Below are 26,918 nucleotides of genomic sequence, written 5' to 3'. Positions count from 1 at the left end.
GGATGGCGGTGCGCGGAAGTGTCGGAGGGATCGATCGGCCGGAGAAACTGGCCGAGGCCCTGCGCGCGGCCTATTACCTCGCCGATGACGGCTTCGCCACGGCCGGCTATCTCGCGCTCGCGCTAGGCAAGCCGCTGCTGCTGGAAGGTGCGCCCGGTGTCGGCAAGACCGAGGCCGCCAAAGCGATCGCCGGGATCATGGGGCGGCAGCTGATCCGGCTGCAATGCTATGAGGGCATCGACGCCGCCGCCGCGCTGTATGAGTGGAACTACCCGCGCCAGATGCTCGCGATCCGTCAGGCCGGCGATGAGCCGATCGACATCTATCGTGACGATTTCCTGATCGAGCGGCCGATGCTGGCGGCGCTGCGCCGGCCGGAATCGACCGTGCTGCTGATCGACGAAATCGACCGCTCCGATCCGGAATTCGAGGCGTTCCTGCTCGAATTCCTGTCGGATTTCTCGATCTCGATTCCGGAGCGCGGCACGCTGCGCGCGCATGAACGCCCCGTGGTGATCCTGACTTCGAACCGCACCCGAGATCTGCACGAGGCATTGCGGCGCCGCTGCGTCTATCACTACATCGCCTATCCGGATCCGGAGCGCGAGGCGCGGATCATCATGATGCGCGCGTCCTCCGTCGCCGAGGCCACGGCACGCGCGATCGTGACGGCGGTCGGGCGGCTGCGGCAGGAGCCGCTGACCAAGCCGCCCGGCGTCGCCGAAGCGATCGACTGGGCGGAGGCGGCGACCCTGTTGGCGAAAACCGGCGCGCCGTGGCCGGCCGCGTTCCGCCGCGCGATCGGCGTGGCGCTGAAGGACGAGGAGGATCTCGCCTTCATCGCGCCGCGGCTCGACGCCATTATCGCGGAGATCGCGGCATGACGGTATCAGCTCTACCGCGCGCGGCGCGGCCGCTGCTCGATTTCATCGCGCTGCTGCGCCGCAACGGCTTTTCGGTCGCGCCGGAACAGGGTTTGGCTTTTCTGCGCGCGATCGAACTGCTCGGCCCGCGCGATATCGAGGACATCCGCCGCGCCGGCGTTGCCACGCTGGCGCCGCCGTTCGAGCGGCAGCCCGATTTCGACCTGCTGTTCGATATGCATTTTCTCGGCCTTGCCGGCGTGCTGTCGGATCAGGTCGCCGAAAGCGACGAGAAGATGGAGGTTCAGGACGATGGTGCCGGATATGACGCGCCGCTGTCGGACGAGACAAACGAAACCGGGCAGGCGGCGACCGCCAGCGAGGCGCTGTCGCGGCGCGCACTGCGGCCGGACGATGAAAGCCAGCAGCTGGCGCGTTTCAGCCGGCACCTGCCGGACCGGCTGCCGCGCCGCCGTGGCTATCGGATGCGTTCCACCAAGCGCGGCGGGGGCTTCGACCTGCAGCGCTCGCTGCGGGACTCCATCCGCACCGACGGCGAGGTGATCCGGCTGCGCCGCCGCGAACGCCAATTGCGGCCACGCGCCATCCTGCTGCTGATCGACGTGTCGGGCTCGATGAAGGCGCGCTCCGACGCGCATCTGCGTTTTGCCCATGCGCTGGTCAACGCCGCGCCCCGGGTCGAGGTGTTCACGTTCGGTACGCGGCTGACGCGGCTGACCCGTGCGCTGCGGCTGAAGAACCGCGAGCAGGCGCTTGCCGCCGCGGCGGACCTCGTGGCCGACTGGGACGGCGGCACGCGGATCGGCGACGCGCTGGCCGCCTTCCTCGCGGTGCCGCGCTTCGCCGGCTATGCCCGCGGCGCGCTGGTGCTGGTGCTGTCCGACGGGCTTGAGCGCGGCGATCCGGCGCAGATGATCCGTGCGGTCGGCCATCTCGCCGCGCGCGCCTGGCGGATCGACTGGCTGACGCCGCTTGCCGCCGCGGCCGATTATCGCCCGGAGACCGCTGCACTGCGCGCGGTTCTGCCGATGCTCGACAGCGTCGCCAATGGCGCGACCACGGAGCGGCTCTGCCGGCACGTTCTCGATCTCTCGCGACGGAGGGCCGCCCGATGAGTAAGCCTGCGTCTGGCTGCGTCGATGCGCATCATCACATCTGGCGGCAGCAGGATCTGCCCTGGCTGCTCGGTCCGATGCTGCCGCGAATCTTTGGCCCCTACGAGCCGATCCGCCGCGACTACACCATCGCGGAATATCTGGCGGATGTTGCCTCCGCCGGCGTCACGCGGTCGGTCTACGTGCAGGCGAACTGGGCACCGGCGCGTTTCCTCGATGAGGTCCGCTATGTCACCGACGCCGCGCGGGAAACCGGCTGGCCGTACGCCATCGTCGCCTATGCGGATTTCACCGCGGAGGACGTGCGGCCTCAGCTGGAGCAGTTGGCGGCATTCCCGCTGGTGCGCGGCGTCAGGATGCAGCTGCACTGGCACGAAAATCCGCAATACCGTTTCGCATCGGGCCCGGATCTGGCGCGCGATCCCACGCTCCGGCGCAACATCGCGCGATTGAGCGAATATGGCTGGGCCTTCGATCTGCAGGTCTTCGCGCCGCAAATGGCTGGTGCGGCCGAGCTTGCCGATGCCTGTCCCGGCGTCAGCTTCGTCTTGCAGCACGCCGGCATGCTGGAGGATTTGTCGCCGGCCGGCCTTGAGGCCTGGCGCACCGGCATGGCGCTGCTGGCGCAACGGCCCAACGTCGTGGCGAAGCTGTCCGGCCTCGGCACCTTCCTGCATCGCAACGACCCGGCGCATATCGGTTTCGTGGTCGGTGAAACCGTGCGGCTGTTTGGCGCGGGCCGCTGCATGTTCGGTTCGAACTTTCCGATCGAAAAGCTCTGGACCCGCTACGAGGCGTTGTTCGAGGCCTATCGCGTGGCGACGCAGGTGCTGTCCGTCGCCGACCGTCAGGCGATCTTTCACGATACCGCCGCCGGCATTTACCGGCTGGCTTGATTTCAGAAAACAACGAGATCCAACGAGGGGAAACAATCACATGGCGCTCGAAATCAAGATCCTGGACTACGGCGACATTGAACTGGAATCCAGCTTTCTCGTGCTGGGGCGCGATTGCGGGCGCACCAGGCGGGTATACACTTACGGCTTCCTGATCCTCGGAGGTCCGTGGCCGATGGTGGTCGATACCGGCTATCGCCACAATCAGATCATGGAAAGCCTGGGCATGCGCGGGCTGCAGCACCATGAGAACATGATCGAGAACCAGCTCGCCAGGCATGGCGTGCGGATGGGTGATGTGCGTTACGTCATGCACACCCATCTCCACATCGACCATGCCGGTAAGGACGAGCTGTTCCCGATGAACACGACGGTGCTGCTGAACCGGCGCGAACTGGAATATTCGGTGTCGGGCCTGATGCATCCGCAATATCCGGCGCCTGACATCAAGCACCTGATCGACCGGCTGCACACCCGCCACGCGCTGCGGCTGGAAGATCTCGAACTGTCCGGCCCGATCGAGGTCTGCCCCGGTGTCACCGTCGATGCGGCGGGCGCTCACACCGAAGGCTCGATGAACATCCATGTCGAGACCGCCGAGGGCCGCGCCACCATATGCGGCGACGTGATCTATGATTTCAACGACCAGATCGTGAATCCTTTCCACGAACTGCATCACAATGAGCCCCGCACCACCGGCAACCACGGCAACACCAAGCGCGAGGAGAAGGCCGCGATCAAACGGCTGCTTTCCGGCTCGCGCTTCCTGCTGCCGGTGCATGACAAGCCCGCCAAGATCGAGCACGGCCAGGTCGTGGGACGGCTCGACATGGCGGTGCCGGGACCGATCGTGCAATCGCTGCCGTCACGCAATTGGTTTGCAGCGTGAGCGGCAGTTTCGGAGACCAGCGATGACCACGCATATCGCGCTGCGGCCGCCCTTTGCCGAACTGATCGACCTGTGGGCGCCGGTGCGGCAGGCCGGCACTGGCTTTCAGTTCACGGAAGGCCCGATCTGGCATCCGAAGGCGCATGATCTTCTGTTCTCCGACATGCCGGGCGACGTGCGCCGCCGTCTCGACGGGCAGGGCATTCGCGAGGCGATGCGTCCGGCCAACAAGTGCAACGGCATGACCTATGATGCCGGGCTGAACCTGATCGTCTGCGAGCACGCCACCTCCACGCTGGTGCGAGAACGCCCCGACGGGCGGCGCGAGATCTTGGCGTCGCATTTCGACGGGCTGGAGCTGAATTCGCCGAACGATGTCTGCGTCAAGTCCGACGGCGGGATCTATTTTTCCGATCCGTGGTACGGCCGGATGCCGGTCTATGGCGTCGAACGGCCGCGCCGGCTCGGCTTCCAGGGTGTCTATCGCGTACCGCCCCGCGGTGGCCCACCGGAATTGCTGGTCGACCGCAATCTGTTCGATCAGCCGAACGGGTTGTGCTTTTCGCCGGACGAGCATCGGCTCTACGTCAACGATACCGTCAAGCATCTGATCCGCGTGTTCGACGTCGATGCCGCTGGCGGCCTCCGCAACGGCCGGGTGTTCGCCTCCAACATCGTCTCGGCCACCGAGCCCGGTGTGCCGGATGGCATGAAATGCGACGCGCTCGGCAATGTCTGGGTGTCGGCGCCGGGCGGGATCTGGGTCTATGCGCCGGACGGCAGATTGATCGGCAAGCTGCGCGTTCCCGAACTGGTCAGCAATATGACCTGGGGCGGGCCGGATTGGCGCACGCTCTACATCACTGCGACGCATTCGGTCTATGCGGTGCCGGTGAAGGTTGGACCGCGCAACGAGCCCTATATGCGTGCCGGCCAGAACGCGCCGGCCGCAGCCCGGCCGGCACCGGCTCCGGTGGCGACTGTCAACCGGTCCGCAGCCCAGCTCGCCGAGCCGGGTTACGCGGTCGATCCGATGCGCTGCGCGCTGATCATTCAGGATATGCAAAACGACGTGGTGATGGACGGCGGCGCCTTTGCGTCATCAGGCTCGCCGGCGCATTGCCGCGAACAAAACGCCATCGCCAACGCAAAGCGGCTCGCGGAGGCCGCGCGTGCCCGCGGCGTCCTGGTGATTCACGTCTGGTTCGTGGTCGAGCCGGGCGCGCCCGGCGTGACAGCGAATGCGCCACTGTTCGAGGGATTGATCGATGCAAAAGCACTGGTGCGCGGCACTTGGGGCGCTGCGCCGGTACCGGGGCTGGAGCCGCAAGCTGGCGATCAGGTGGTGGAGAAGATGCGGATGAGCGCTTGGGAAGGCACAAGACTAGAGGCCATGCTGAAATCGGCTGGACGCGATTTCGTCATTGTCACCGGCGCTTGGACCAACATGTCGATCGAACATACCGCCCGCACTGGCGCGGACAAGGGATTCTACATGGTTGTGCCTGAGGATTGCTGCTCGACCATGAATGCCGAATGGCACATCGCCGCGGTGAACTACGCGATCCAGAACGTGGCGATGGTGACCCGCGCCGACGATCTGATTGCTGCGTTGTCCTGATCATGGTCGAAAGGGTTTTGTCGCTGCTGCTTGTCGTGTCTGTTCGTTTCGTTGCGACATGCCTCCAATATCGGTCCGGCGGCGTGATCCAACTTCGTCATGTCCTCACGTTCTATGGATTTGCGGTCATTGCTGCAGTGACCGCTTTGATCTGACCGTCAGAACAGCAACGAACGCGCAAACACCCAGGACGACCAAAGGGGGAACTGCATGCGCATATTCCCCATGGGATACAACGGTCCCCGCAGCGGCCAGCATGACGGCGCCGCCAAGCAGCGATCCGTAAAGGTGGAGAGGTTTGAGGATCAGCATGACGGTTGTCGTGCATTCGAGGAACGCGGTCAGATAATGAAAGTTCTCCGGATAGCCCCAGCGGGCATAGTCAGCGGCAATCTCCGTGCTGACGAAAGTATTGCCGAAAGCCCCGACCAAGAAGAACGCTGCAAGCAGCCAGACGACAACGTTTCCCCACAGATGTCCACGCATGGAAGGTGTCTTTCTTGCGCACAATTCAAGTCAGTTACAGATTGACGATGGACGTGCCGCGCTTTTCGGCGCGACGTACCAGGAAGCCGCCTTTTAAGCTATCTAGCCACGGTCAGGCCTAGCCTGTTCGTCCGGAGGAAGATCGCGACTGCGAGATTGTTGGCCGGTCATCACCAGTTGATGGGGCCGTCGATGTTGAAAAACTGGCCTGTGGGTCCGGCGTCATCCAACAAGGCATATTTGACGGATGCCTTGACGCCATCCTCGATGGTGATGTAGCCGCCGCCTCTGTTCAAATCCGTCATGACGTAGCCGGGGCAGACAGAATTCACCTTAATCGGCGTATCCTTCAACTCGAAGGCAAGTTGCACGGTCAGCATGTTGACGGCTGCTTTCGAGGCGGCATAGCCAAGCCATTTGACGCCGGGATTTGGATTGTTGATATCACCGGTCCACCAAAGCGAACCCACGCTGCTGGAGAGGTTGACGATACGGCCGCTGCTTGCCTTGCGGATCAGAGGCAATAGTTTCTGCGTCACGATTACCGTGCCAATGAAATTGACATCGTACGATTCGCGCAGGGTTTCGAGGGGGGCCACGCTCGGAAAATCGTCGGTGTCGAGCAGCAGGATTCCGGCGTTGTTTACCAGGATGTCGAGCTTGCCGAACCGCGCGTCGATCGTGGACGCGGCAGCGTCAATCGTGTCCGGTCGATTGAGATCGATTTCGATCGCATCGACCGCTAAACCCTCCGAGCGGAGGGCTTCAGCCTTTTCCTGGCCGGCGGCTAGATCGCGCGCGCCGAGAAGAACAAACACGCCTTTTCGCGCAAGCTGACGAACCGTTTCGAAACCGAGGCCACGGGTTGCGCCAGTGACGAGCGCAATCTTCTCTTGTACGGACATTCCATATCTCCCAGCAGCGCGCCCTGCATGGGCGACGCATTTTCGCAATGAAGCGGCTCAGTGCCTCATTGAAAAATTGCATGGAAAATTATGTCAGTCAATGACAAATGTCACTTAGTGACATTTCTGTCAAACTGCACGACCTTGGCGGCTTGGTCGAAAATATCAGGGAGCGACTTCGCTCCCCCGCCCTCTATCCAGCTGCTGATCGTCGCTCGAATGAGCCCAAAAACCGTCCCTGCGACCGTATAGGCGACAATGCCAGGCATTGGCGCCCGTCGGCCAGATGAGGTGAGAACTTGCGCGACTTCATCGATCAACTCGGCGATCATCTGTTCCTTCCGCGCGGAAATGCTCTTGTTGGAGCGGATCGCCGTTTCGATGGAGAGGAAGAAACGAGATTTCTCGTCGAAATCCACGAGCATGGCCCGCGCTGCGGCAAGAAGGGCAGCAACGGGCGGCTCCGACTTGAGCCGCCTCCTCAATTCCTCCCGGATGATCATCATGCCGTCCTGCACCCAGCTGACGATGACGTCTTCCTTGGTCGGAAAATAACGCAGCAGGGTGCGCGGCGAAACGCTGACTGCCGCGGCGATATCGGCAACAGTCGTTTCCTCGAACCCGCGCTTGTGGATCAAGTCGAGCCCTGCCTCAAGCAGCTGTGTCCGAGTTCGGTCCTTCTTGTCTTCCCGGAGGCCCAAGATCTTCTCCTCGCTGAACTGAGCGGACTTTTTTGACGCATAACGCCATTTGTCGTCCAGAGACAGAAAATTCAGGGGCCTGAGGGGTAGATATTCATTGCCGGGTGCCTACGCGTCCGCTGGCACCGCAAAATCCCGGTTTTGCACGCGAAATGCACGCAGCGCTTTCGTGGCGCAGGCGAGACCTTTCGTCATGCGCGAGACGGCGCATGAGATGTCAGCAGGTGCTCGAATCATCGCGATCCGTGGCGGGGGTTCGATGCCCGGCCTCTTGCTTGCGGAGGTTCGAGAACGACCTGCTTCAGATCGCTGCCGCCGCTCACCACGACGATGACGAAATTGAGTTTGCCATTGTCGTCCATCAGGCTTCCGCCAATGGCTCGTCCCGACGCTACTTGTTCCGCGATGATGACGGCGTCCGACAGCTCTTGCCGGACGGTCCGCAGCGCCATGACGTTGTTCCGGTCGTCCGGATTGAGGTCCTTTAGGTGTGACACCGTTTCTACGCCGATCGTGTCGCCGGTTTTCGCATCGATCGCATGTTCCCAGAGACGGTTATCCTGGACGGTCTTCACGCGATAGACCGGGGAGCCCGACGCGCCATCGAAGCTGATATCCGCGGTTCTCGAACCGGCGTGCCGCTTTTCAGCGATTCCCATCGCCTGGCGCAGTGATAGCTGTGCTGCACGGAATGCCTCGAGCTCGCGGTTGACCGCCTCCTGGTGAATGCGCTCGCCCTCTGCGCCTTCCTCCTGAGCGGCCTGCGTGGCCGACAACGGGGGTATCGCAAACGGCGGAGCAAGCGCGAGGAGGGAGAAAAGGATGACCGCAAATCGTTGCTTGTTTGACATCGGCTGCCTTCGTTGTTTGCACGTGCCGGATTGAAAGTCGGGGCTGACATCAATCGCCGCTGGCGAGATGCCGCGTGGATGAGACGCCGGACATCGGCGCAGGTTCCAGTTCATCCGGCGGAGGGGATACCGACCAGAGACGGTTGCCGCGCGCCCTGTCGTAACCGTACTGGAACAGCGAGCGCATATAGGCGGTGTCGAAGCCGGAGGTCGGCGAAGCCGGCTGATCGCCCTCGATGTAAGTCAGGTTGAATCCGAACTTGTTGCGGCGGGCGAAGATATAGGTGCTGTACAGAATCGAGCGGGTCTGGATTTTCGTCATCGTCGATGACGACCGCGCGGCGATTTCGACGGTGGCATTCCGAACCAGCTTGAATTCGCGGTCCACCTTGTTGTTGATCAGGATGTAGAGCTGCAGATTGTCCAGCTTGCCCGGCTTGGCATCGTGCAGCAGGTAGGCCTCCGGCAACGTCAGCACAGGCGCGGTCACGCCGCCATCGACGTGCATCTCCTCGAAACGCTTGCCGTTCGCTTCGGCGCTCACCAGCATCGGCGGAAACACCACGGGCAGGCTCGCCGATGCGGCGACGACGTCCCGGAACAGATTCAATGCTGCGGGCGTGTGGAGCGCGGCGATGCGTCCCATGTCCCAGATCGCGGTGCGCTGCGAATCGAGATTGGTCGTGACGACGAGCAGCCGCCGCCCCTTGGCGTGTTCGGCTGCGACCGCCGCGACGAAGTCGGCATCGATATATTTGGCCACCAGTTCGCGCAGCCGGGCGTTGCCGAACAGGCCCGCCCCGAAGATGGCATTGAACGGGTTCGGGGCGTCGAGCAGGCTCTCGGCGATGCCGCTGGTGTAGAGCTCGCGCAAGGTCGCGTCATGGCTGGGACCGAGAAACGCGAATGGCGCGATGAGCGCGCCGGTGCTGACACCCGACACGATCGAGAACGAAGGACGCCTGCCGGTCTCGGTCCAGCCGATAAGCACACCGGCGCCATAGGCGCCGTCGGCCCCGCCACCGGATAACGCAAGGTAGGTGCGGGGTCCGCGCAGCATGGCCTGTGCGGGATATTGCCGGAACGTGGCGGCGGGCTCGTCGGCGTAGCGGCGCAAATCCGTCAGATCGAGGACGCGCGCGGAGGATGCATCCGCAACGCTATGCGGCGTCCTCGGCAGCGACGAACATCCGGCGGTGAGAAGGCTGAGCGCTGAAACCATGGCCAAGGCTACGAATGTCCGAAGACCGATGCAGTTCATGACATTTCCGGATTGGAAGTGAGCGCTCAGGGGCAACCCGCCGCGTATCGGGTGTCGCTTCGCCATTCGGCACGGCGGGATGCGGCGACCATTCGCTCCGTCAGGCGCCCGCGATTGCTGGACGGCCGCGGCTCTCGCTGCTCCGGCCTGGACCGGATTCCCTCGCACGCATCCGGACGCACCGCCGGCAACAGGGCCACTTTGACGCCATAAGACACATCCGACCAATCAAGTGAGTAATCACTTACTAAAGTTGACTGACTCGAAAGTCAACAGTGTATTGAAGGTATTTAGATACTCTACGTGAATGGGCGTTGAGATGAAGACGAAGGAACGGCCCGCCGACAGCGCAACGACCTGCCGCGATCCTCGATGTGGCCTTCGAGGAATTCGTCAGGAACGGCTACGAGGCGAGGACGTCGCCGCCCGCGCATCCGCAACCAAGGGGACGATCCATTTCTATTTCGAGACCAAGGAGCGCGTCTTCCACGAGATGATCCGGCACAGTCCCAAGGCGTCCTACCCGAACTGGAAGGCTATGCTCGGAGTGTTGCCGCCGCGTCCTCCCGCGCTGAACACGCGGCAACTATCGATCTCCCGAAAACGTGCATCCGGATTGCGGCGGACTGCATTGACGCTGTCGGATGGGGACACGACATATCCCGTACCGTCGATCCAGGTCACAACTCGGGAGCCAATATGGACGCGCCGCCGAATATCGATCCCGTTACAGCGCATTCTGACGGCGACGTCGTGCACTGGCTGACAAACGGCACGCGCGATCAGCGCTTCATCGACAATATTTTCGGTGAGCTTTGTGTCCGGCTCCAGCATGCCGGCATTCCCGTCAAACGGGCGACGCTTCATATCCTGATCCACCATCCGCAATGGCTTGGCGCCCGGATCATGTGGGAAGACGGGATGCGCGAGGCCGAGATTGCGCGCGTTGACTACGATGTCCAGGAGCGATCCGAATATATCGGCAGTCCCGCCAACGAAATCCATGACGGTGTCACCGAGGTGCGCGAGAATCTCGAGCGCGATCCTTCGCTCGGCCGCAAGCACGCCGTCTATGACGAGATGCGGGCGAAAGGCCTGACCGATTATGTGGCGTGGCCGCTGTACCATACGCTCGGCAAGCGGCACATCGTGACCTTTGCAACCGACCGGCCAGGTGGTTTCGACGCCGCGCATATCGCCGCCCTGTTGAAACTGTTGCCGGTGCTGGCGCTGGTCAGCGAAATCCGGGTCAAGAACCGGCTCGCGCGAACGCTGCTGGAAACCTATGTCGGCTCGCACGCCGGCGAACTCATTCTGGCCGGCGCCACCAGGCGCGGAACCGGGACGACCGTTCGCGCCGCCATCATGATCTGCGACTTGCGTGATTTCACCCGGATCTCCGACAACTGGCCGCGCGATGACGTCATTGATCTCCTGAACGGCTATTTCGACGCGATGTCGGAGCCGATCGCGCGGCATGGCGGCGAAATACTGAAATTCATCGGCGACGGTCTGCTCGCCATTTTTCCGCTCAGCCAGCCCTCGGCCTGCGCAAACCTACTGCATGCCGTGACTGAGGCCCGTCAGGCCATGACGGCGCTGAACGAAAAGAACAGCGAAACCGGCCGTGCGCCGCTGAACTACGGCATCGGTGTCCACGTCGGCGACGTCATGTACGGCAATATCGGGTCGCGCAGCCGGCTCGACTTCACGGTCATCGGTCCGGCCGTCAACATGGCGTCGCGTCTTGAAGCCCTCACCAAGCAGTTAGGGAAAACGGTGCTGCTGTCTCGCGCGTTCGCCGACTCTGTTGAAGGCGATTTCGATCTCGAACGCGTCGGTGAACATCCGGTGCGCGGCTTCAATGACCCGATCGAGCTGTTTGCGTATCACGGCTGAATGCCGATGCATGTCCGCGCGTCTCCGATCGCTTGACACAAGGCGTTCTTGTTCTCATTATGTTCTCTCTGCGAGAACCTCGTCGAAACGTCATGGGCGAACGGTCGGATGGCAACGACAGCCACCATCCTCCATGCGGACCTGGATGCGTTCTATGCCTCGGTAGAGCAGCTGCTTGATCCATCGCTGCGCGGCAAACCGATTGCCGTCGGTGGTGGGGTTGTGCTTGCCGCGTCTTACGAAGCCAAGGCCTTCGGGGTCCGCGGCGGCATGCCGGGACGGCAAGCGTGCGAACTCTGTCCGCAGCTCATTTTTGTCGGCGGGCATTTCCGGGAATACCAACGGCTGGGCGATGCCGCCATCAAGGTGATGGGAGACTTCACGCCCCTCGTCGAACGGATCTCCATCGACGAGGCCTTTGCCGACGTCGCGGGCTGCACCCATCTGTTCGGTCCGCCTGCCGAAATCGCAACGGCAATCCGCCAACGCGTGCGCGCGGAGCTTGGCCTTCCGATCTCGGTCGGTGTCGCGCGCACCAAGCATCTGGCGAAAATTGCTTCGCAAGTGGCCAAACCCGACGGGCTTGTCGTTGTCGATCCCGATACGGAGCTCGGATTCCTTCACCACCTGCCGGTCGACTTGATGTGGGGCGTGGGTCCGGCGACGCGGACACGGCTGGCCGAAATCGACGTGCTCACGATCGGGCAGCTGGCAGCGACACCCGGATGTTCGCTCAAGCGGGTGCTTGGTTCCGCGGCAGGGACGAAACTTTCGGCGCTGGCGTGGAATCGTGATCCACGGGAAATCAAGACTCACCGCCGGGCTCGATCGGCAGGAGCGCAATCGGCGCTTGGCAGGAAACCCGCCGAACAGCGGGTTGTTCGATCCACCTTGCTTCACCTTGCTGACCGTATCGGCAGCCGGCTCCGCGCCAAGTCCAGGCCTGGGCGGACGGTGACGGTCCGCGTTCGCTTCGCCAATCTGAATTCAGTCACGCGTTCGGTCACGCTCGACGCACCAATCTCCGCGACCCTGATTCTGGCCGAGGTCGCCGAGGAGCTGGTGCGCGCTGTCCTCGCCGATCATCCTCACGAGAAAACCATCTCGCTCCTGGCGATTTCCGTGTCGCATCTTGGAGAGCAGCGGGATGTGGAGCTCGAACTCCCACTCGGACTTGGCGATGAAGCACGCCGCCCCGGCACCAAAAGAGGCATGGCACGTGGGGCGGCCGACCATGCGGTTGATAAAATCCGCGAACGCTTCGGATGGGATGCGATCGGCTACGGATCGGTGGCGCCGGACGTCTCTTCTTCCGTTCCCGACGCGTTTCGTAAACTCGCCGAAAAGGACCTGTGAACTTCACCCTCAATACGAAAGCGTTGCCGGGAGAGATCCAGCGACAGTCGAACTAGTCGCGCGTTTAAAGCCCGGTTCGCGCTTTCCAGCTCTTGGCTGACTTCGGATCGTAGCGCCCCCCACCGAGCTGCTCGTGGCCCCAATTCATCATTTGCAGCAGGACAGGTTCCAGGCGCTTTCCTTCGTCGGTCAGCTGATAGGCGTATCGGACCGGGTTTTGCTGGTAGGGCTCGCGTTTCACCAGGCCCCATTCCGCAAGCCTCTTGAGCCGTTCGGACAGGATGTTCGAGGGGACCCGTTCAGCGCTGTCCTGCAGCGCCTGAAAGGTCTGCTTGCGGTGCCACATCAGGTCGCGAACGATGAGCAGGGTCCACTTGTCGCCCACGACTTCCAGCGCGCGCGCGATGGAGCATGTCGATCGGAAGTCATGTTTTGCCATGGCGAACGTGCCCGTGTTTCCAGCACCGGACCTGCCCGGAACGGTGTGCCTCTAATCTATCAGACCGACTTGCATTTTTAAAGTGTCATGGCTAGTGTAACTTTCGATTTGAAAGTGACTGGCTGGCGCCGGGCGGCTGATCGAGGTGACGGCATCATGAACAGGATTGTACTCGCCCATGCCGCCGCGGCGGCCGCGGCCTTGATCGCAGGGGCTGCCGTCGTTGCCACGCGCTCGGTCATTGGAGAGATCGACCCGATCTCGCTGGTCTTCTACCGCTACCTGATCTCGATCGCCTGCTTTGCGCCGTTTCTGCTGGCGATGTGGCCGCGCGGCGGCCTTGCGCTATCCGAGTGTGCAAAGATCGCCGGGTTCGGAATTCTGTTCTTTGTGCTTTTTCCCTGGGCCTTCAATGCGTCGCTCCAGTACGTGCCGGCCGCGCGCGGCGCGGTTGGTCTGGCGACGATACCGATCCAGACCCTGATCGTCGCAGCTGCCTTTGGACGCGAGAAGCTGACAACCGCGAAGGTCGCAGGTGTCGTGCTGGCGTTTTCCGGCATCGCCGTGGCGTTTGGCACCGCTGCATTCGGGCGGGGAAATGACGATTACGTGGTCGGAGACGGGTTGATGCTTCTTAGCGTGCTCTGCGCCGCCATCTACTCCGTGTTCAGCCGCGCAACCCTGATGCGCCACGGGCCGATTTTCGTGACGGCATTGGCGATGGTATTCGCCGTCGCTGTCTTGTTGCCGGTTGTCGGTCTCCAGCAAGGCAGCGTTGCTTTGCCGGCGATCAGTACAAAAGGATGGATCGCGGTGCTGTTCCTTGGAACCGTCGCCGGTGTTCTGCAGTTTTCACTGTTCATGTGGGCATTGCGCTGGCTGCCGCCGACGACGACCGTCTTGTATCTGACGCTCAATCCAATCACGGCGATGGCGCTGGGCATCGCGATGCTTGGCGAATCGCTGACGGTGGAACTGGTCGCCGGTATGGCCCTCGTTCTCGTCGGGATCCTGGTCGGCACCGGTGTCGTCTCGGCCAACAGGAATTGGGCTCGGCAGACGTCGTCGGGTCCGGCCCGCTAGAGCGCGCGAAGTGCTCGACAGGTCCGCAACGCAAATTCGACGGGGCAAGGAGGGTGGCGGTCCCCGCAAGCGCCCAATATAACCCTTGGTGTTTCGGCAAGGAGGTGAGCGGTTGCGCGAGCGTTATCAAGGCAAGTCCCTGAACCGGCTGGAGGATCATCGCTTCCTCACCGGGCGCGGGACCTACGTCGCCAATGATCACGTGGCTGATGTGCTGCACGCCCATGTGGTCCGCTCGCCGCACGCCTTCGCACGAATTACCCGGATTAGTCTGGACGTTGCCCGTGCGCTCCCCGGCGTCGTGGCGGTGCTTTCCGAAGCCGACCTCGCGGCGGACGGCATCGGCGAGTTGCCTTGCGTCACGGCAATTGATGCGGTCGAGCCGATCATCGCGCCGCCGCGCCCCGCGCTGGCCCGTGATGTCGTGCGGCATGTCGGCGATCCCGTCGTCCTGATTGTCGCAGAGACGCTGGAGGCGGCGGTGGCGGCCGCCGAAGCGGTCGACATCGCCTATGAGCCCAGGCCCTGCGTCACCATGGCGACCGCGGCGCTCAAGCCGGACGCCCCACTGCTATGGAAGGAGGCGCCGGGCAATTCCGCCTTCCTGTTCCATAGGGGCGACGCGGCAGCTGTTGCCGCGGCGATGGTGCAGGCTACGCATATCGTCGAATGCGACCTGTTCAACAACCGCGTCGTGGCAGCACCGCTGGAGACGCGCGCCGCGATCGGTTTTCATGATCGCAAGACGGATCAGTTTCTGCTGTCGGTGACCGGTCAGGCCGTCCACGACACCCGCAAGGTGCTAGCTAGCGCCGTCTTCAAGATTCCGCTCGAGCGCTTGCGCGTGGTGGTGCCTGACGTCGGTGGCGGTTTTGGGATGAAGAACTACGTCTATCCCGAATATGTGCTGGTGCTGTGGGCGGCAAGGAAGCTCGGCCGCCCGGTGCGCTGGGTCTGCGAACGATCAGAAGATTTCGTCAGCTCGGCGCATGGCCGCGATTTCTTTTCCCGCGCGCGACTCGCGCTCGACACCGATGGCCGGTTTCTTGCGTTGGAAGTGAAGGCGGTCGCCAATATGGGCGCGTACCTGTCGACCAGCGGCCCGATCAGCTCCACCAACGCGGCCGGCAGCGCGATCGGCGGCGTCTATGACATCCCCTCGGTGTTTTACGAAGTGCGCGGCGCTTTCACCAACACGCCGCCGATCGACGCCTATCGCGGCGCCGGCAAGCCCGAAGCCAATTATCTGATCGAGCGGCTGGTGAATCTTGCATCGATCAAAACCGGGATCGATGCCGTCAAGTTGCGCCGCCGCAACATCGTCAGCAGGTTTCCGCATCGTAGCGCGATGGGCATGAAGATCGACGGCGGCCGCTTCAAGGCCAATCTGGACGACGCGATCGCGCTTGCCGACCGAGACGGTTTTCGCAAGCGACGCAAGCAATCTGACAAGGCCGGCCTGCTGCGCGGCCTCGGGATTGCCTGCTTCCTCGAAACGTCCCGCGGTGTGCCGTTGGAAATGGCGCGGGCCGCGTTCGAGGCCGACGGCACGGTGTCGCTGGCGGTCGGTACGCAGTCCAACGGCCAGGGTCATGAGACCGCCTATCCGCAGGTCGCGGCCGACCTGCTGGGATTGCCGATCGATGCATTCCGCTTCCAGCAGGGCGACACGGACTTTCTGCCGGGCGGCAACGGCCATGGCGGCGCGCGTTCGATGCATATGGGCGGCACCGCGCTTGTCATGGCGATCGAGAAGTTGATCGAGAAGGGACGGCTGATTTCAGCGCATCTGCTGCAGGCCCCGGCCGACCATGTGGTGTTCGTCGATGGCCGCTTTGTCGTGAAATCCACCGAGCGCGCCATCGAGATTGGCAAGGTGGCCGAGGCCGCGCGGGATCCCGCCAATCTGCCGGAAGGACTGACGCCGGAGCTCGAGGGAAGCGCGACCAACAGTTCCGAACTCTACAATTTTCCGAACGGTTGCCATGTCGCGGAAGTCGAGATCGATCCCGACACCGGCGTCGTGCGGCTCGATCGCTACACCATCGTCGATGATTTCGGCCGCCTCATCAATCCGCGCGTGGCGCTCAGCCAGGTGCATGGCGGGGTGGCGCAGGGTATCGGACAGTCGCTGCTGGAGCACATCGTGTTCGATCCCGAGGGGCAGCTGCTCAGCGGCTCCTTCATGGACTACACGCTGCCGCGCGCGCAGGATTTGCCGAGCTTCGCCGGTGGTCTGAATGAATCGTCGCCAACAAAGTCTAATCCGCTGGGCGTGAAGGGAACCGGGCAGGCCGGCAGCATCGCCGCGCCGCAAACCATCATGAACGCCGTGCTCGACGCCTTGTCCCCGCTCGGTATCAATGAACTGGACATGCCGGCGACGCCGTATCTGGTGTGGAGCGCCATCCAGAAAGCACGAACATCAGGACGGATTTCGAAATGAGCCAGGCCGCCTATGTCGCCGTCGATTGGGGTACCAGCAGCTTCCGGCTTTGGCTGATGGATCGTTCCGGCGACGTGCTGGCGGAACGACGCAGCGATGAAGGCATGATGGCGGCCGCCAAGATCGGTTTTGCCAGCGTGTTGCAGTCGCATCTCGATGCCGTCGGTGCCGCCGATCACCTGCCAGTCGTCATCTGCGGCATGGCGGGCGCCCGGCAGGGCTGGGTTGAAGCGGGATATCTCGACACGCCGGCAAGCCTCACATCCATCCTGCAGCGTGCCGTGCCGGTTCCCGAACAGTCGCGTGATATCCGCATCCTTCCAGGCATCGCGCAGCGCGACCCCAAGGCGCCGGACGTGATGCGGGGCGAAGAAACCCAACTTCTCGGTGCTCTCGGTGCAGATGGTGAAGCGCTGGTCTGCATGCCCGGCACCCATTCGAAATGGGCGAGCGTGCGTGGTGGGACCGTTGAACGCTTCACCACATTCATGACCGGCGAACTCTTCAGCGCCGTATCGCAAGGGACGATCCTGTCGCTAGCCGTAGCGAACGCGGACGAAGCCGTGGATACCCAGGCCTTCAAATCGGCTGTCGTTGCCGCCTTTGAGACGCCTGCATTCGCGGCCAATTTGTTGTTCCAGGTGCGCTCGGGTCAGCTTCTATTCGGGGGCGGTCCTGCCTCGGCTCGCGAGAAGATATCAGGAACCCTGATCGGCCTCGAACTGTCGGCGGGACTGGCTGGCGATCGGTCGAGGCGCGACATCACCCTGGTTGCGTCCGGCAGGCTCGAGGCGCTGTATCGATTGGCGTTTGACAGCCTTTCCGTTGCGGTCCAATCCATCGATTCCGATGATGCGGTCCGACGCGGTCTTGCCTTGGCTGCCAAGTCCTTGGCTGCCACGTCCATCTGGACTTTATAGAAGGATCAAACGCGTGACCCCTGTTCCATTCCCGCCGATGAAGCGTCCGCTCGTCGCGATCCTGCGCGGCGTGAAGCCCGAAGAGGCCGAGGGCATCGTCGACGTGTTGATCGAACACGGCATGACGGCGATTGAGATTCCACTCAACTCCCCGGATCCGTTCCGCTCCATCGAGATCGCGGTCAAGAAATCCCCCGCCGATATCCTGATCGGTGCGGGTACCGTGCTGACATCAGAGGATGTCGAGCGGCTTCATGACGTCGGCGGGCGGCTGATGGTGTCCCCCAACGTCGACCCTGATGTCATCGCCGCCGCCTGGGACCGCGGCATGGTCACGATGCCCGGTGTGTTTACCGCGACGGAGGCGCTGCTGGCGGCGAAGGCAGGGGCTTCCGCGCTGAAATTCTTTCCGGCCGGCGTCCTTGGCGCGTCGGGCATCACGGCGATACGTGCCGTTCTTCCCGCAGGTCTGATGATCGCTGCCGTCGGCGGGATCTCCGACAAGAATTTTGCGGAGTACACCAAAGCCGGCATTCACGCGTTCGGTCTCGGCACCAGCCTTTACAAGCCGGGAATGACCGCAGCCGAAGTTGCAGAACGCGCCAAGGCGACGATCCGCGCGTACGATTTGGCGATGCGGGAACAGAAATAATTCAGCGAACGGCTCCGGGCTTCGCCCTCATCGCCCAACGCGCCATCCGTGTGGATCGCCACCGCCGACTCCATCCTTCAGTAACGCGCGCGACTTTGTCAGCGAATTTCCGGGACAGAACCCAGAGGCAACTACGGCGTGACACGAATCAGCTGACCAGGCTGCTTTGGATCGTGGCGACTGTAGCGCCAGATCGACCGGTCGGGGAACGCTTTGCGCAGCGCGCCGACATCGGTCCCCACACGGGCATGAAGAATGGCCGCGTCCATGGATGGCGGATTGCGCACGAGGTCCCAATCATGCATGCCGAGGCCGCTGGAGGTGTCGTGAATGACGATCGCCTTCCCGGTCACGGCTTGCTGCACCAACCGAAACGGCTCCTGGCGCGAAAACACCTGGAACTGGAAGGCCGTCAGCACCAGCGGCCAGATGCCAACTAGATACAGCACGCAGGCAATCGGAGCGAGCGGCAGCATCGCGCGATCCGTCGACCGCTCCAGTCTCGCGGTGACTGAAGGGAGCGCCGAAACGATGGTGACCATCATCAGAGGGAACGCATCGAAGTAAAAGCGAGGACCATAGCGGTTGCCGCCGAAATCGGCGTAAATCACATAGGCCAGCACGAAGCCCGGAAAAATCAGATCGTAATAGGCGACCTTGCGGTCCTTGAATTTGAGTACGAGGCAACAACAATACACGATCAGCAAAACCGGCGACGTCCACAACGCAAGTTCGATCAGGCGACCCGCGGTTATCGCCACCCCATTGAAGATCCGCAAGGGGTCGAGGCTTACGAAAATATTGGATACTTCCGGCGTGTTGATGACGTAATATGCGGTGCGGAACGGGCTGCCGGTGATCAGATAATGATAGAGCATCAGCAGCAGCAGTACCGGGATAAGTCCTGCCGCCAGAAGTCCGATCAGGCGCGGCCATGCGTTCCGCCGCTGCCGGGTCAACCACAACAGCGTCGCCGGAATCAGCGGCAACACGTCGAAATAGCGTGTCGCCCCCAGCAAACCGACGATGGCTCCCGCCGCGACCAGCCTGTGCCCCCGCGGAGTCTCACCATCCGGCAGCAGGCAGAGGCAGAACGACAGGATCAGCAGTGACGAGAGGACGTGCGGAAAATACGAAGCCGCGTTCATGACGTAGAACGGGGTCAGCGCAAAAAGCGCCGCCGCAACGACAGCCGCGGATGGATTACCGACACGCCGGCAAAACGCGGCAAGCGCCACGACGCTGCCTCCACCCAGCAAGGCATTTACCGTCCATGGCGGTATTCCCAGCAGCATCCCTGCCGAGAGCACCATCGGCCATGCCGGTGGGGACTGGCTGACCCATTTGGATTCGAAGAGATAGGTGCGGAACGGGATCAAATCCGTCCCCAGGATTGGCGGGGCTTCCCACAATCGAAATCCAGCAAACGCGCGCGCCTGAAACAGATAGCAGTCCTCGTCGCCGGAATTCGGAAACCGGTCCAGGATGAAGTAGGCCACTGCCAACGGCAGCAGCAGCGCGGCGATGACGGTCACGGATATGCACCAATTCGTCCGTGTCCCGATCCAGGAAACGATCTTCCCGGTTATTCGACCAACCTCGCCAACAGAGCTGATTGCTGCGCCGATCACAATGACACCGATGCAGAGCCCGGTTTCGATGGCGAACGTCCAGCGCAGGTCGTCCAACTCACCTGCGCAGTCGCCCGCGATCCGGCCAGGACATGGTGTCAACCAGAGGGCTCGTTGCAGCCATGGCACAATAAGTACAAACGCAAAACCCAGTCCCAGCAGAGCGAGCCAGCGAGATCGCGGCAACATTCTCCTTTGTCGAACACCCAGCACGTCAACGCTGTCCGCATTCATGGCTAGATCCCTTGCGCGTCACGCATGCGATTCAGGCGCTCTCGCTGTTCCACTGCAATGGTAGGACAGCGCGACGGAAGCCAATACGAAAATTGCAAATAATGGCGGCCAGTAACTCTCGGGAAGGGCTGCAAAACAGGGCTCCTCAATGACGCCGACCAATGCGCGCTGCCCTTTTGCCTATGCTAGATTCCGTAATGTTCGCTTAAATCGCATGATTTGAAGCGCCGGGCGCAACGGCCCAATCGCGAGCCAGGCGCAATCGCCCGGCGCAATGGTTAACGCAGGCCTAATGGCAACTTGCGACGAAGTGGACGCGCCTCAGGTCACCGGTCCCGGCGTGAACAGCGTGAGATCGTTGTGAATGCCCCAACGGTCGGACCACACCTTGGTGCGGCCGCTCGCGACGTCGAGGATCAGGCGGAACAGGTCCCAGCCGGTTTCCTCGATCGTCGCTTCGCCGGTGGCGATGCGGCCGGCGTCGAAGTCGATGAGGTCCTTCCAGCGCCGCGCCAGTTCGGTGCGCGTCGATACCTTGATGACCGGGGCGGCAGCGAGGCCATAGGGCGTGCCGCGGCCGGTCGTGAACACCTGCAACGTCATTCCCGACGCAAGCTGCAGCGTGCCGCAGATGAAGTCGCTGGCGGGCGTGGCCGCGAAGATCATGCCTTTGGTTCGCACACGCTCGCCCGGCGCCAGTACGTCGACGATGGCGCTGGTGCCGGACTTGACGATCGAGCCGAGTGACTTCTCCACGATATTGGCGAGCCCGCCCTTCTTGTTGCCGGGCGTGGTGTTGGCGCTGCGGTCGGCGTCGCCCTTGGCGAGATAGCCGTCATACCAGTCCATTTCGCGGATCAGCGCGCGGCCGACGTCCTCATTGGCGGCGCGCCGCGTCAACAGATGAATGGCGTCGCGCACTTCCGTGACTTCGGAAAACATCACGGCGGCGCCGGCACGCACCAATAGATCGGCAGCGAAGCCGAGCGCAGGATTGGCGGTCACCCCGGAAAAGGCGTCCGAGCCGCCGCATTGCAGGCCGATCACGAGGTCGGAGGCGGGGCAGGTTTCGCGGCGGCGCGCATTGAGCACGGCAAGCCGCGCGTCCGCCATTTCCATGACGGCGTCGACGATGGCGCCAAACCCGTCGAACGCTTCGTCCTGCATCCGCACCACGCTGCTGTCTGTTCCTTCCGGGAGCAGCCGCTCGGGCACGAGCTTTTCGCAGCCGAGGCCGACCACCATGACTTCGCCGCCGAAATTCGGGTTCAACGCCAGGTTCTGCAGGGTGCGTATCGGCACGATCGCCAGCGGCGCATTGATCGCGACGCCGCAGCCGTAATTATGCGTCAGCCCGACGACGTCATCGACATTGGGATATTTCGGCAGCAGTTCGGCCTTGATGCGCTTGATCGCAAACTGCAGCGTGCCGGCGACGCATTGCACACTGGTCGAGATCGCCAGCACGTTCTTGGTGCCAACCGAACCGTCGGGATTGCGAAAGCCTTCGAACGTATAGCCTTCAAGCGGGGCCTGCGGGGCAGGGACGGCGGTGGCGAGTTCGAGCCTGTCGAGTTCGGGCGGCGTCGGCATGTCGATGCGCGCCTCGTCGACCCATTCCCCGGCCAGGATCGGCCGTGCCGCGGTGCCGATCACCTCGTTGTAGCGGCGGATCGGCGCGCCCGGCGCAATGTCCGACAGCGCCACCTTGTGGCCCTGCGGCACGAAGGTGCGCAGCTCGAGACCGCAGGCAAACCGGCTCTTCGCCGGCAGCCCAAGATCGTTGACCACGATCGCGACATTGTCGTTGGGGTCGAGCCGGATGTAGCGCGGCTCAAAGGCCTGCGGCGTCGCAATTCCCGTCACGAAAAATCTCCTTGTTGCACCCGTCGCATCCAGCGCCAGACTCGGGCGAGTATAGGCGGTTTTGGGGAATATATGAAACTCATGCACCATGACGTCATAGCGGCGCTCGGCTGCCGCATGCGTTCGGCCATTGTGGGGAGGCCTTCCGGTGCGCTAGCCTCGCCAGTAAGAAAAAGAGAAAACGAAGGGGAAAGCATGGGCAAGAAGATAGCGATCGTCGGAGCCGGCGCCGTCGGCGGATATGCCGGCGCCCACATGGTGCAGGCGGGCGAGGACGTGACGTTCATCGATCCCTGGCCCGAGCATGTCGAGCATATGCGAAAGCACGGCCTGCGCGTCACCCACGCGATGGATGTTCCGGAGTTCTCGGTTCCGGTGCGCGCGCTGCACGTCACGGACGCGCAGCAGCTTGCGAAGGAGGCGCCGGTCGACATCGCCTTCGTCTGCATGAAATCCTACGACACCGCCTGGGCCACCATGCTGATTCGGCAATATCTGGCACCGGACGGCTATGTCGTGTCACTGCAGAACTGCATGAATGAAGAAACCATCGCCGGCATCGTCGGCTGGGGCAAGACGCTCGGCTGCATCGCCAGCAGCATCACGGTCAATTTGCCGGAGCCCGGCCACATCCACCGCGGCGCCGGCAAGCACGGTGCCGCGCACACGGTATTTCGCGCCGGCGAAGTGCACGGCCGCATCACGCCACGGGCGGAGGAAATCTGCCGCCTGGTCGGCTACACCGACAGCGCCAAGGTGACCAGCAATCTGTGGGGCGAGCGCTGGTCCAAGCTGGTCGCCAATGCGATGGGCAACGGGCTTTCCGCCTGCACCGGCATGACCGGCGGCCAGATGCTGGAAAGCGAGCCGATCCGCCGCTTCTCCACCCGGCTCGGCAGCGAAGCCATTCGCGTCGGCCAGGCGCATGGCTATCAGCTGGAAGAGATCCTGCATCTGGCGCCGGAGACCATCGCGCTGGCCGGCGAGGGTGACGAGGCGGCGATGCGCGCCTGCGACGAGCAGCGTTTTGCGGACGGCAAGCGCACGGCATCAGGGCAACGTCCCTCGATGGGCCAGGACATGCAGAAGGGCCGGCGCACCGAGATCGAATTCATCAACGGCTTTGTGGTTGATGAGGGCGAGAAGGTCGGGCTTGCGTGCCGTGCCAATGCCGCGCTGACCGACATCGTGATGCGCGTCGAACGGGGCGAGCTGAAGCCGGATCCGCGGCACATCACCGAGCTGCGGTTGAACTGAGCCCCACGCCATTGCGATCAACACCACCGCCTATCATGGGGCTATGATTTTCCCTGAGTTGTCGTAACCTCCATCGCCTGAGATATTGGGAGGTGTGCCATGCGTCTCTTTCTCTATGGGTTTATTTTGATGGCTTCGATTTCGACGGCGGCTGCGGATTCAAAAACAGATGCGCTTCAGATCATCGATAGATGGGCCAAGGCATTCACAGCGTCGGACGTTGACGCGATCGTCAAACTTTATGCGCCGGACGCGCTGTTCATGGGGACCGGAAGCAAGGCAGTCGTGACCAAGCCCGAGGGTATCAGAACCTATTTTGAAGCCGCGCTTCTCAACAACCGGCCGAGAGGGGCGACCCTCAACAGCTATGATTCGATGGTGCTCTCTGACAACGCCGTGCTGGTTACCGGTCTCGATACGACGACTCGTGTCAAAGACGGAACCCCGATCAGCGCATCGGGACGGGTCACTTTCGTGGTGGCAAAGCGCGGCGCCGATTGGCAGATCGTGCATTTCCATCGGTCGGCCATGCCTCAATAGGCGGCTCACGTATTGGTGCGACGCTGGACCTCTGCTGCGCCAGCCTTTAAGTATTCCCGATGGACATCGCATCGGACGCGCCGCAGTCGCGCTATTTTCAGTCGCAGGGGCTCAAGCTTCATTTTACGGATTGGGGTAACGCGCAGGCGCCGCCACTGCTGCTGGTGCATGGCGGCCTCGATCACTCCCGCAGCTGGGACTATCTGGCACGGGCGCTGGCTGCGGATTATCACGTCGTGGCGCCCGATTTGCGCGGCCATGGCGATTCCGGCTGGGCTTCCGGCTCCAGTTACAGCCTTGCCGATCACGTCTACGATCTGACCGGCCTCGCGAAAGCGGAAGGTTTTGACAAGGTCGCCATCGTCGGCCATTCGATGGGCGGCATGGTCAGCCTGACCTATGCCGGGGCTTTTCCGGAGCGTGTTTCAAAGCTGGTCGTGCTCGACGGCGTGACCAATTTTCCGGCGCGGCGCCCCAAACCCGCCGACGTCAGGATATCGGATTGGGCCGGCGACCTCGACAAGCTGGCGCAGCGGAAAATCCATCGCTATCAGACCGTGGCCGACGGCGCCGATCGGATCGTCGGCCGCAACCCGCGGCTGACGCGTGAGCAGGCGATGCATCTGGCCACCCACGGCATGAAGCGCAACGACGACGGCAGTTTCAGCTGGAAGTACGATCCCTATTTGCGCGCGCGGGCGCCGTACCGGCTGTCGCTCGAAGACAATATCGGGCTGTGGTCACGCATCGCCTGCCCGACGCTGCTGGTCGCGGCCAGCGAAAGCTTTCTGCCCGATCCCGAGAAGGCCGGTGTGATGTCGCATTTCAAGCACGCCGAACTCGCCAAGATCGCCGGCGCCGGCCACTGGCTGCAGCACGACAGACCGGATGAGGTGCTCGGGTTGATCCAGCGGTTTCTTACGCAATCTTGAGGGCTGGTGTAGCAAGGCCCGGCGGTTCATCGATTTCCTCCACGCCGGCAGCCGTCCGGCAGATCATCATCGCTTCACGCAAGTTCCCCGCGGCGATGTCGGCCTTAGCCGCCTCCCGCAGTTCTTCCAGCGATTCCTTGTCGAGGTTCTCGGCCCAGCAACCGAGCATGATGATCGTGGCCTTTGGCAATTGGCGACGCAGGCGCCGAACCGAGTAGCGCATATGGGCGGGACTGCTGGCGTCGAGATAGGACAGGCAGACGATCGCGACACCGGTGAAATCCAGCTGCACGATCCTGGTCGACGAAAGTGCGTCCGCAGGCTCGACCCGTGCACCGAGGCCATGCGCGTTGGAAAGCTGCGCAAACAGCACCGCTGCGGCTTCGTCGAGCGGGGTGCGTCCGGCCAGGCAGAGCACCGGCGCTTCTCCCTGCCAGCTGGGCGGTAGATCGGCCTTTTGCACGACCGGCAAATTGCTTGATATCGCGGCATCCGGGACGGTTTCGACCGCGGCCGCCGCCTCCGCATCCATGGTCGGCGAGGTCACCTCGGGGATCGAATCATCCTGGGTGGAAAGGTCGCTGGCAAACTCGGTAACGGCGTCGCGAATCTTGATCATGCGCGCCTGGTCCAGGGCATCGCGCTTGGCATCTGCCTGCGCCAGTTGAAGGCCTCTCAGGGCGACCTCGTCGAAATAGGAAGACAGCGATTTCTCCTTCAGGAATTCTTCGGCCTTTCCTGCCGCCTCGATCGGATCGCCGGCAAGCATTCGCTGGTAGAACATTTCCGGCGGTGACAATGCAGGCCTGTCACCAAAAATCACGTCGAGAAATTCGAGCCGCTCGACATGACGTCCGAGGACGACGAGGCAAACGGTCAAGGGCGTTGCAAGGACGAGCCCGATGGGCCCCCACAATGCGGTCCAGAACGTCGCCGAAGCGACGATGGCGACGGGAGAAAGGCCGGTGCTCTGGCCGTAGGCGAGAGGCTCCACCACCTGGCTGATGATCGGTCCGACTCCCAGAAAAAGCACGATGGTCCATGCCAGCATCGACCAGCCAGGATCGACGGCGGCCGCCAACGCCAGCGGAAAAGCCGCCGAGATGGCTGTGCCGATGTAGGGGACGAACCGAAGCACGGCCGCCAGAATGCCCCAGAGGATCGCGCTGGGAATACCTATTAACGTAAGTCCCGCCCCGATGATCACGCCGAAAGTGGCGTTGATCATCAGCTGAGCCAGAAACAGCCGGCTGAGGCGCGTCGCCGCATCGTCCAGCGCCGCTGTCGTGCGTTGCAGATCATGCGAGCCCGCCAATCGAATTAGGCGGTTTCGCAGATCCTCGCGCTGGATCAGGATGAAGATGACGAAGATGATGATGATGCCGGTGGTCGCAAGCGGGTTTAGCAATGGTGCGATCAGGGTTCGCAGGTTCTCCAGGGCTCCCGGGTCAGGCTGACGCACTTCAACTGGGATCGGCAAGGCCGTGACGGCAGCATTTGGCGTGCCGAGACGCGGGATCGCCCCGCGGACCGATTTGTCATCCTTCGGCCTGTCGAGCTCCCGGCTCAACTCCTGGAGCATATCCGCCGCACGTTCGAGGGTGCCGCTGCTCGCCGTGACGCCGCGCACTGATTTGATCTTTTCACGCATCGTCGATTGATAAACCGGCAGGTCTCCAGCCAGTTGGGTCAATTGATTGGCGATGAGGGTGCCAAGTCCGAAGATCACGGAGAATGCCAGAAAGACGATGCCCACGACCGCCAGGCCGCGGGGAACGCGGGCTCGCTGCAGCAATCCGACCGGCGGTCCGAGCACAAAGCTGAGAAGAATAGCCAGCGCGATGGGTACGAATATTTCTCGGCCGAAATACAGCGCCGCAATGAACAATGCGGCGAGGATCGAGCAGGCGACGGCACTCAGCAAAGCCAGCAACTCGTCCATCGTGCGTCCGGTGCTGACTTTTCGGGTGATCAAACTCATTGAAGCTTTCTAAGGCGGGGCGGAAAGTAGATGCCGGCGCAACGAAAAATGGTCTGAATATCCAGTCGTGAAC

The 26,918-nt window shown here is 62.7% G+C and carries 24 protein-coding genes; 15 read left to right on the top strand and 9 right to left on the bottom strand.

Translation table 11 applies throughout. The annotated features are described in order from the left end of the window. Positions 1-2: 2 nt before the first annotated feature. The 5 genes from JQ600_RS22460 to JQ600_RS22440 are packed head-to-tail and all read left to right on the top strand — an operon-like array spanning position 3 to position 5,405. Positions 3-884: a MoxR family ATPase gene (locus tag JQ600_RS22460; protein ID WP_212264190.1), complete on the top strand. Its 882-nt coding sequence runs from the start codon at positions 3-5 to the stop codon at positions 882-884. Then, positions 881-1,999, top strand: a complete 1,119-nt coding sequence (locus JQ600_RS22455) for a VWA domain-containing protein (RefSeq protein ID WP_212385830.1) — start codon at positions 881-883, stop codon at positions 1,997-1,999. Before JQ600_RS22460 ends, JQ600_RS22455 begins: the two co-directional genes overlap by 4 nt. Next, on the top strand, positions 1,996-2,895 hold the full coding sequence (locus tag JQ600_RS22450; RefSeq protein ID WP_212385831.1) for an amidohydrolase: 900 nt from the start codon (positions 1,996-1,998) through the stop codon (positions 2,893-2,895). Before JQ600_RS22455 ends, JQ600_RS22450 begins: the two co-directional genes overlap by 4 nt. A 40-nt stretch (positions 2,896-2,935) precedes the next feature. Continuing rightward, a complete protein-coding gene (locus JQ600_RS22445; protein ID WP_212385832.1) occupies positions 2,936-3,784 on the top strand; it encodes an MBL fold metallo-hydrolase in 849 nt (282 codons plus the stop codon). Positions 3,785-3,806: 22 nt separating this feature from the next. After that, a complete protein-coding gene (locus JQ600_RS22440; RefSeq protein WP_212385833.1) occupies positions 3,807-5,405 on the top strand; it encodes an isochorismatase family protein in 1,599 nt (532 codons plus the stop codon). Positions 5,406-5,531: 126 nt separating this feature from the next. Here JQ600_RS22440 and JQ600_RS22435 read toward each other — a convergent pair whose 3' ends face one another. The 5 genes from JQ600_RS22435 to JQ600_RS22415 form a co-directional block, all read right to left on the bottom strand. Next, positions 5,532-5,891 (bottom strand): DoxX family protein, encoded by a 360-nt coding sequence (locus tag JQ600_RS22435; protein ID WP_212385834.1) that lies wholly within the window; start codon positions 5,889-5,891, stop codon positions 5,532-5,534. 170 nt (positions 5,892-6,061) lie between these two features. Further along, positions 6,062-6,796: an SDR family oxidoreductase gene (locus JQ600_RS22430; protein WP_212385998.1), complete on the bottom strand. Its 735-nt coding sequence runs from the start codon at positions 6,794-6,796 to the stop codon at positions 6,062-6,064. Between the two features lie 110 nt (positions 6,797-6,906). Beyond that, entirely contained in the window at positions 6,907-7,497 is a 591-nt protein-coding gene (locus JQ600_RS22425; protein ID WP_212490098.1) for a TetR/AcrR family transcriptional regulator, read from the bottom strand. 233 nt (positions 7,498-7,730) lie between these two features. Continuing rightward, positions 7,731-8,348, bottom strand: coding sequence for a PepSY domain-containing protein (locus JQ600_RS22420; protein ID WP_212490097.1), 618 nt, complete (start codon positions 8,346-8,348; stop codon positions 7,731-7,733). Positions 8,349-8,397: 49 nt separating this feature from the next. Continuing rightward, positions 8,398-9,570, bottom strand: a complete 1,173-nt coding sequence (locus JQ600_RS22415; RefSeq protein WP_409363252.1) for a patatin-like phospholipase family protein — start codon at positions 9,568-9,570, stop codon at positions 8,398-8,400. Positions 9,571-9,916: 346 nt separating this feature from the next. On the opposite strand from JQ600_RS22415, the gene JQ600_RS37620 reads away from it, so the two are divergent. The 3 genes from JQ600_RS37620 to dinB all read left to right on the top strand — a co-directional run bounded on the left by JQ600_RS37620 (position 9,917) and on the right by dinB (position 12,864). Then, positions 9,917-10,375, top strand: coding sequence for a TetR family transcriptional regulator (locus JQ600_RS37620; RefSeq protein ID WP_409410663.1), 459 nt, complete (start codon positions 9,917-9,919; stop codon positions 10,373-10,375). Next, positions 10,309-11,508: an adenylate/guanylate cyclase domain-containing protein gene (locus tag JQ600_RS22405; RefSeq protein WP_212385837.1), complete on the top strand. Its 1,200-nt coding sequence runs from the start codon at positions 10,309-10,311 to the stop codon at positions 11,506-11,508. The genes JQ600_RS37620 and JQ600_RS22405 overlap by 67 nt, the downstream gene beginning before the upstream one ends. Before the next feature lie 108 nt (positions 11,509-11,616). Beyond that, the gene (gene dinB, locus JQ600_RS22400; protein ID WP_212385838.1) at positions 11,617-12,864 is read left to right on the top strand and encodes a DNA polymerase IV; all 1,248 of its coding nucleotides are present in this window, start codon (positions 11,617-11,619) and stop codon (positions 12,862-12,864) included. Positions 12,865-12,928: 64 nt separating this feature from the next. Here dinB and JQ600_RS22395 read toward each other — a convergent pair whose 3' ends face one another. Next, on the bottom strand, positions 12,929-13,303 hold the full coding sequence (locus JQ600_RS22395) for a helix-turn-helix domain-containing protein (protein WP_212385839.1): 375 nt from the start codon (positions 13,301-13,303) through the stop codon (positions 12,929-12,931). Positions 13,304-13,459: 156 nt separating this feature from the next. Here JQ600_RS22395 and JQ600_RS22390 point away from each other — a divergent pair, with 156 nt between their 5' ends. From JQ600_RS22390 to JQ600_RS22375, 4 genes are all read left to right on the top strand, one after another. Further along, complete coding sequence (locus tag JQ600_RS22390; RefSeq protein ID WP_212385840.1) at positions 13,460-14,386, top strand: DMT family transporter; 927 nt, start codon at positions 13,460-13,462, stop codon at positions 14,384-14,386. A gap of 112 nt (positions 14,387-14,498) precedes the next feature. Continuing rightward, complete coding sequence (locus tag JQ600_RS22385) at positions 14,499-16,832, top strand: xanthine dehydrogenase family protein molybdopterin-binding subunit (RefSeq protein WP_212385841.1); 2,334 nt, start codon at positions 14,499-14,501, stop codon at positions 16,830-16,832. Next, entirely contained in the window at positions 16,829-17,752 is a 924-nt protein-coding gene (locus JQ600_RS22380; protein ID WP_212385842.1) for a 2-dehydro-3-deoxygalactonokinase, read from the top strand. Before JQ600_RS22385 ends, JQ600_RS22380 begins: the two co-directional genes overlap by 4 nt. Positions 17,753-17,789: 37 nt before the next feature. Next, positions 17,790-18,404 carry a 2-dehydro-3-deoxy-6-phosphogalactonate aldolase gene (locus JQ600_RS22375; RefSeq protein ID WP_249136023.1) on the top strand — a complete coding sequence of 205 codons (615 nt, stop codon included), beginning with the start codon at positions 17,790-17,792 and terminating at the stop codon, positions 18,402-18,404. Between the two features lie 131 nt (positions 18,405-18,535). On the opposite strand, the gene JQ600_RS22370 is transcribed toward JQ600_RS22375, so the two are convergent. Together JQ600_RS22370 and garD are read right to left on the bottom strand one after the other, a co-directional pair. After that, a complete protein-coding gene (locus tag JQ600_RS22370; RefSeq protein ID WP_212385844.1) occupies positions 18,536-20,269 on the bottom strand; it encodes a glycosyltransferase family 39 protein in 1,734 nt (577 codons plus the stop codon). Between the two features lie 321 nt (positions 20,270-20,590). Then, the gene (garD, locus tag JQ600_RS22365) at positions 20,591-22,126 is read right to left on the bottom strand and encodes a galactarate dehydratase (protein ID WP_312010857.1); all 1,536 of its coding nucleotides are present in this window, start codon (positions 22,124-22,126) and stop codon (positions 20,591-20,593) included. Positions 22,127-22,330: 204 nt separating this feature from the next. Between garD and JQ600_RS22360 the strand changes: the two genes are divergently transcribed. The 3 genes from JQ600_RS22360 to JQ600_RS22350 all read left to right on the top strand — a co-directional run bounded on the left by JQ600_RS22360 (position 22,331) and on the right by JQ600_RS22350 (position 24,864). After that, the gene (locus JQ600_RS22360) at positions 22,331-23,392 is read left to right on the top strand and encodes a ketopantoate reductase family protein (RefSeq protein WP_212264175.1); all 1,062 of its coding nucleotides are present in this window, start codon (positions 22,331-22,333) and stop codon (positions 23,390-23,392) included. A gap of 99 nt (positions 23,393-23,491) precedes the next feature. Then, positions 23,492-23,932, top strand: a complete 441-nt coding sequence (locus tag JQ600_RS22355) for an SgcJ/EcaC family oxidoreductase (RefSeq protein ID WP_212264174.1) — start codon at positions 23,492-23,494, stop codon at positions 23,930-23,932. Between the two features lie 59 nt (positions 23,933-23,991). After that, positions 23,992-24,864 carry an alpha/beta fold hydrolase gene (locus JQ600_RS22350; RefSeq protein WP_212385847.1) on the top strand — a complete coding sequence of 291 codons (873 nt, stop codon included), beginning with the start codon at positions 23,992-23,994 and terminating at the stop codon, positions 24,862-24,864. Here the strand turns inward: JQ600_RS22350 and JQ600_RS22345 are convergent. Further along, positions 24,851-26,845 (bottom strand): AI-2E family transporter, encoded by a 1,995-nt coding sequence (locus JQ600_RS22345; protein WP_212385848.1) that lies wholly within the window; start codon positions 26,843-26,845, stop codon positions 24,851-24,853. The genes JQ600_RS22350 and JQ600_RS22345 overlap by 14 nt on opposite strands. Positions 26,846-26,918 lie beyond the last annotated feature (73 nt).

It is taken from the genome of Bradyrhizobium sp. AUGA SZCCT0176 (genome assembly GCF_018130145.1).
GTDB lineage: Bacteria > Pseudomonadota > Alphaproteobacteria > Rhizobiales > Xanthobacteraceae > Bradyrhizobium.
The sequence above is the reverse complement of the archived record's forward strand: the minus strand, read 5'-3'. Positions and strand labels throughout refer to the sequence as shown.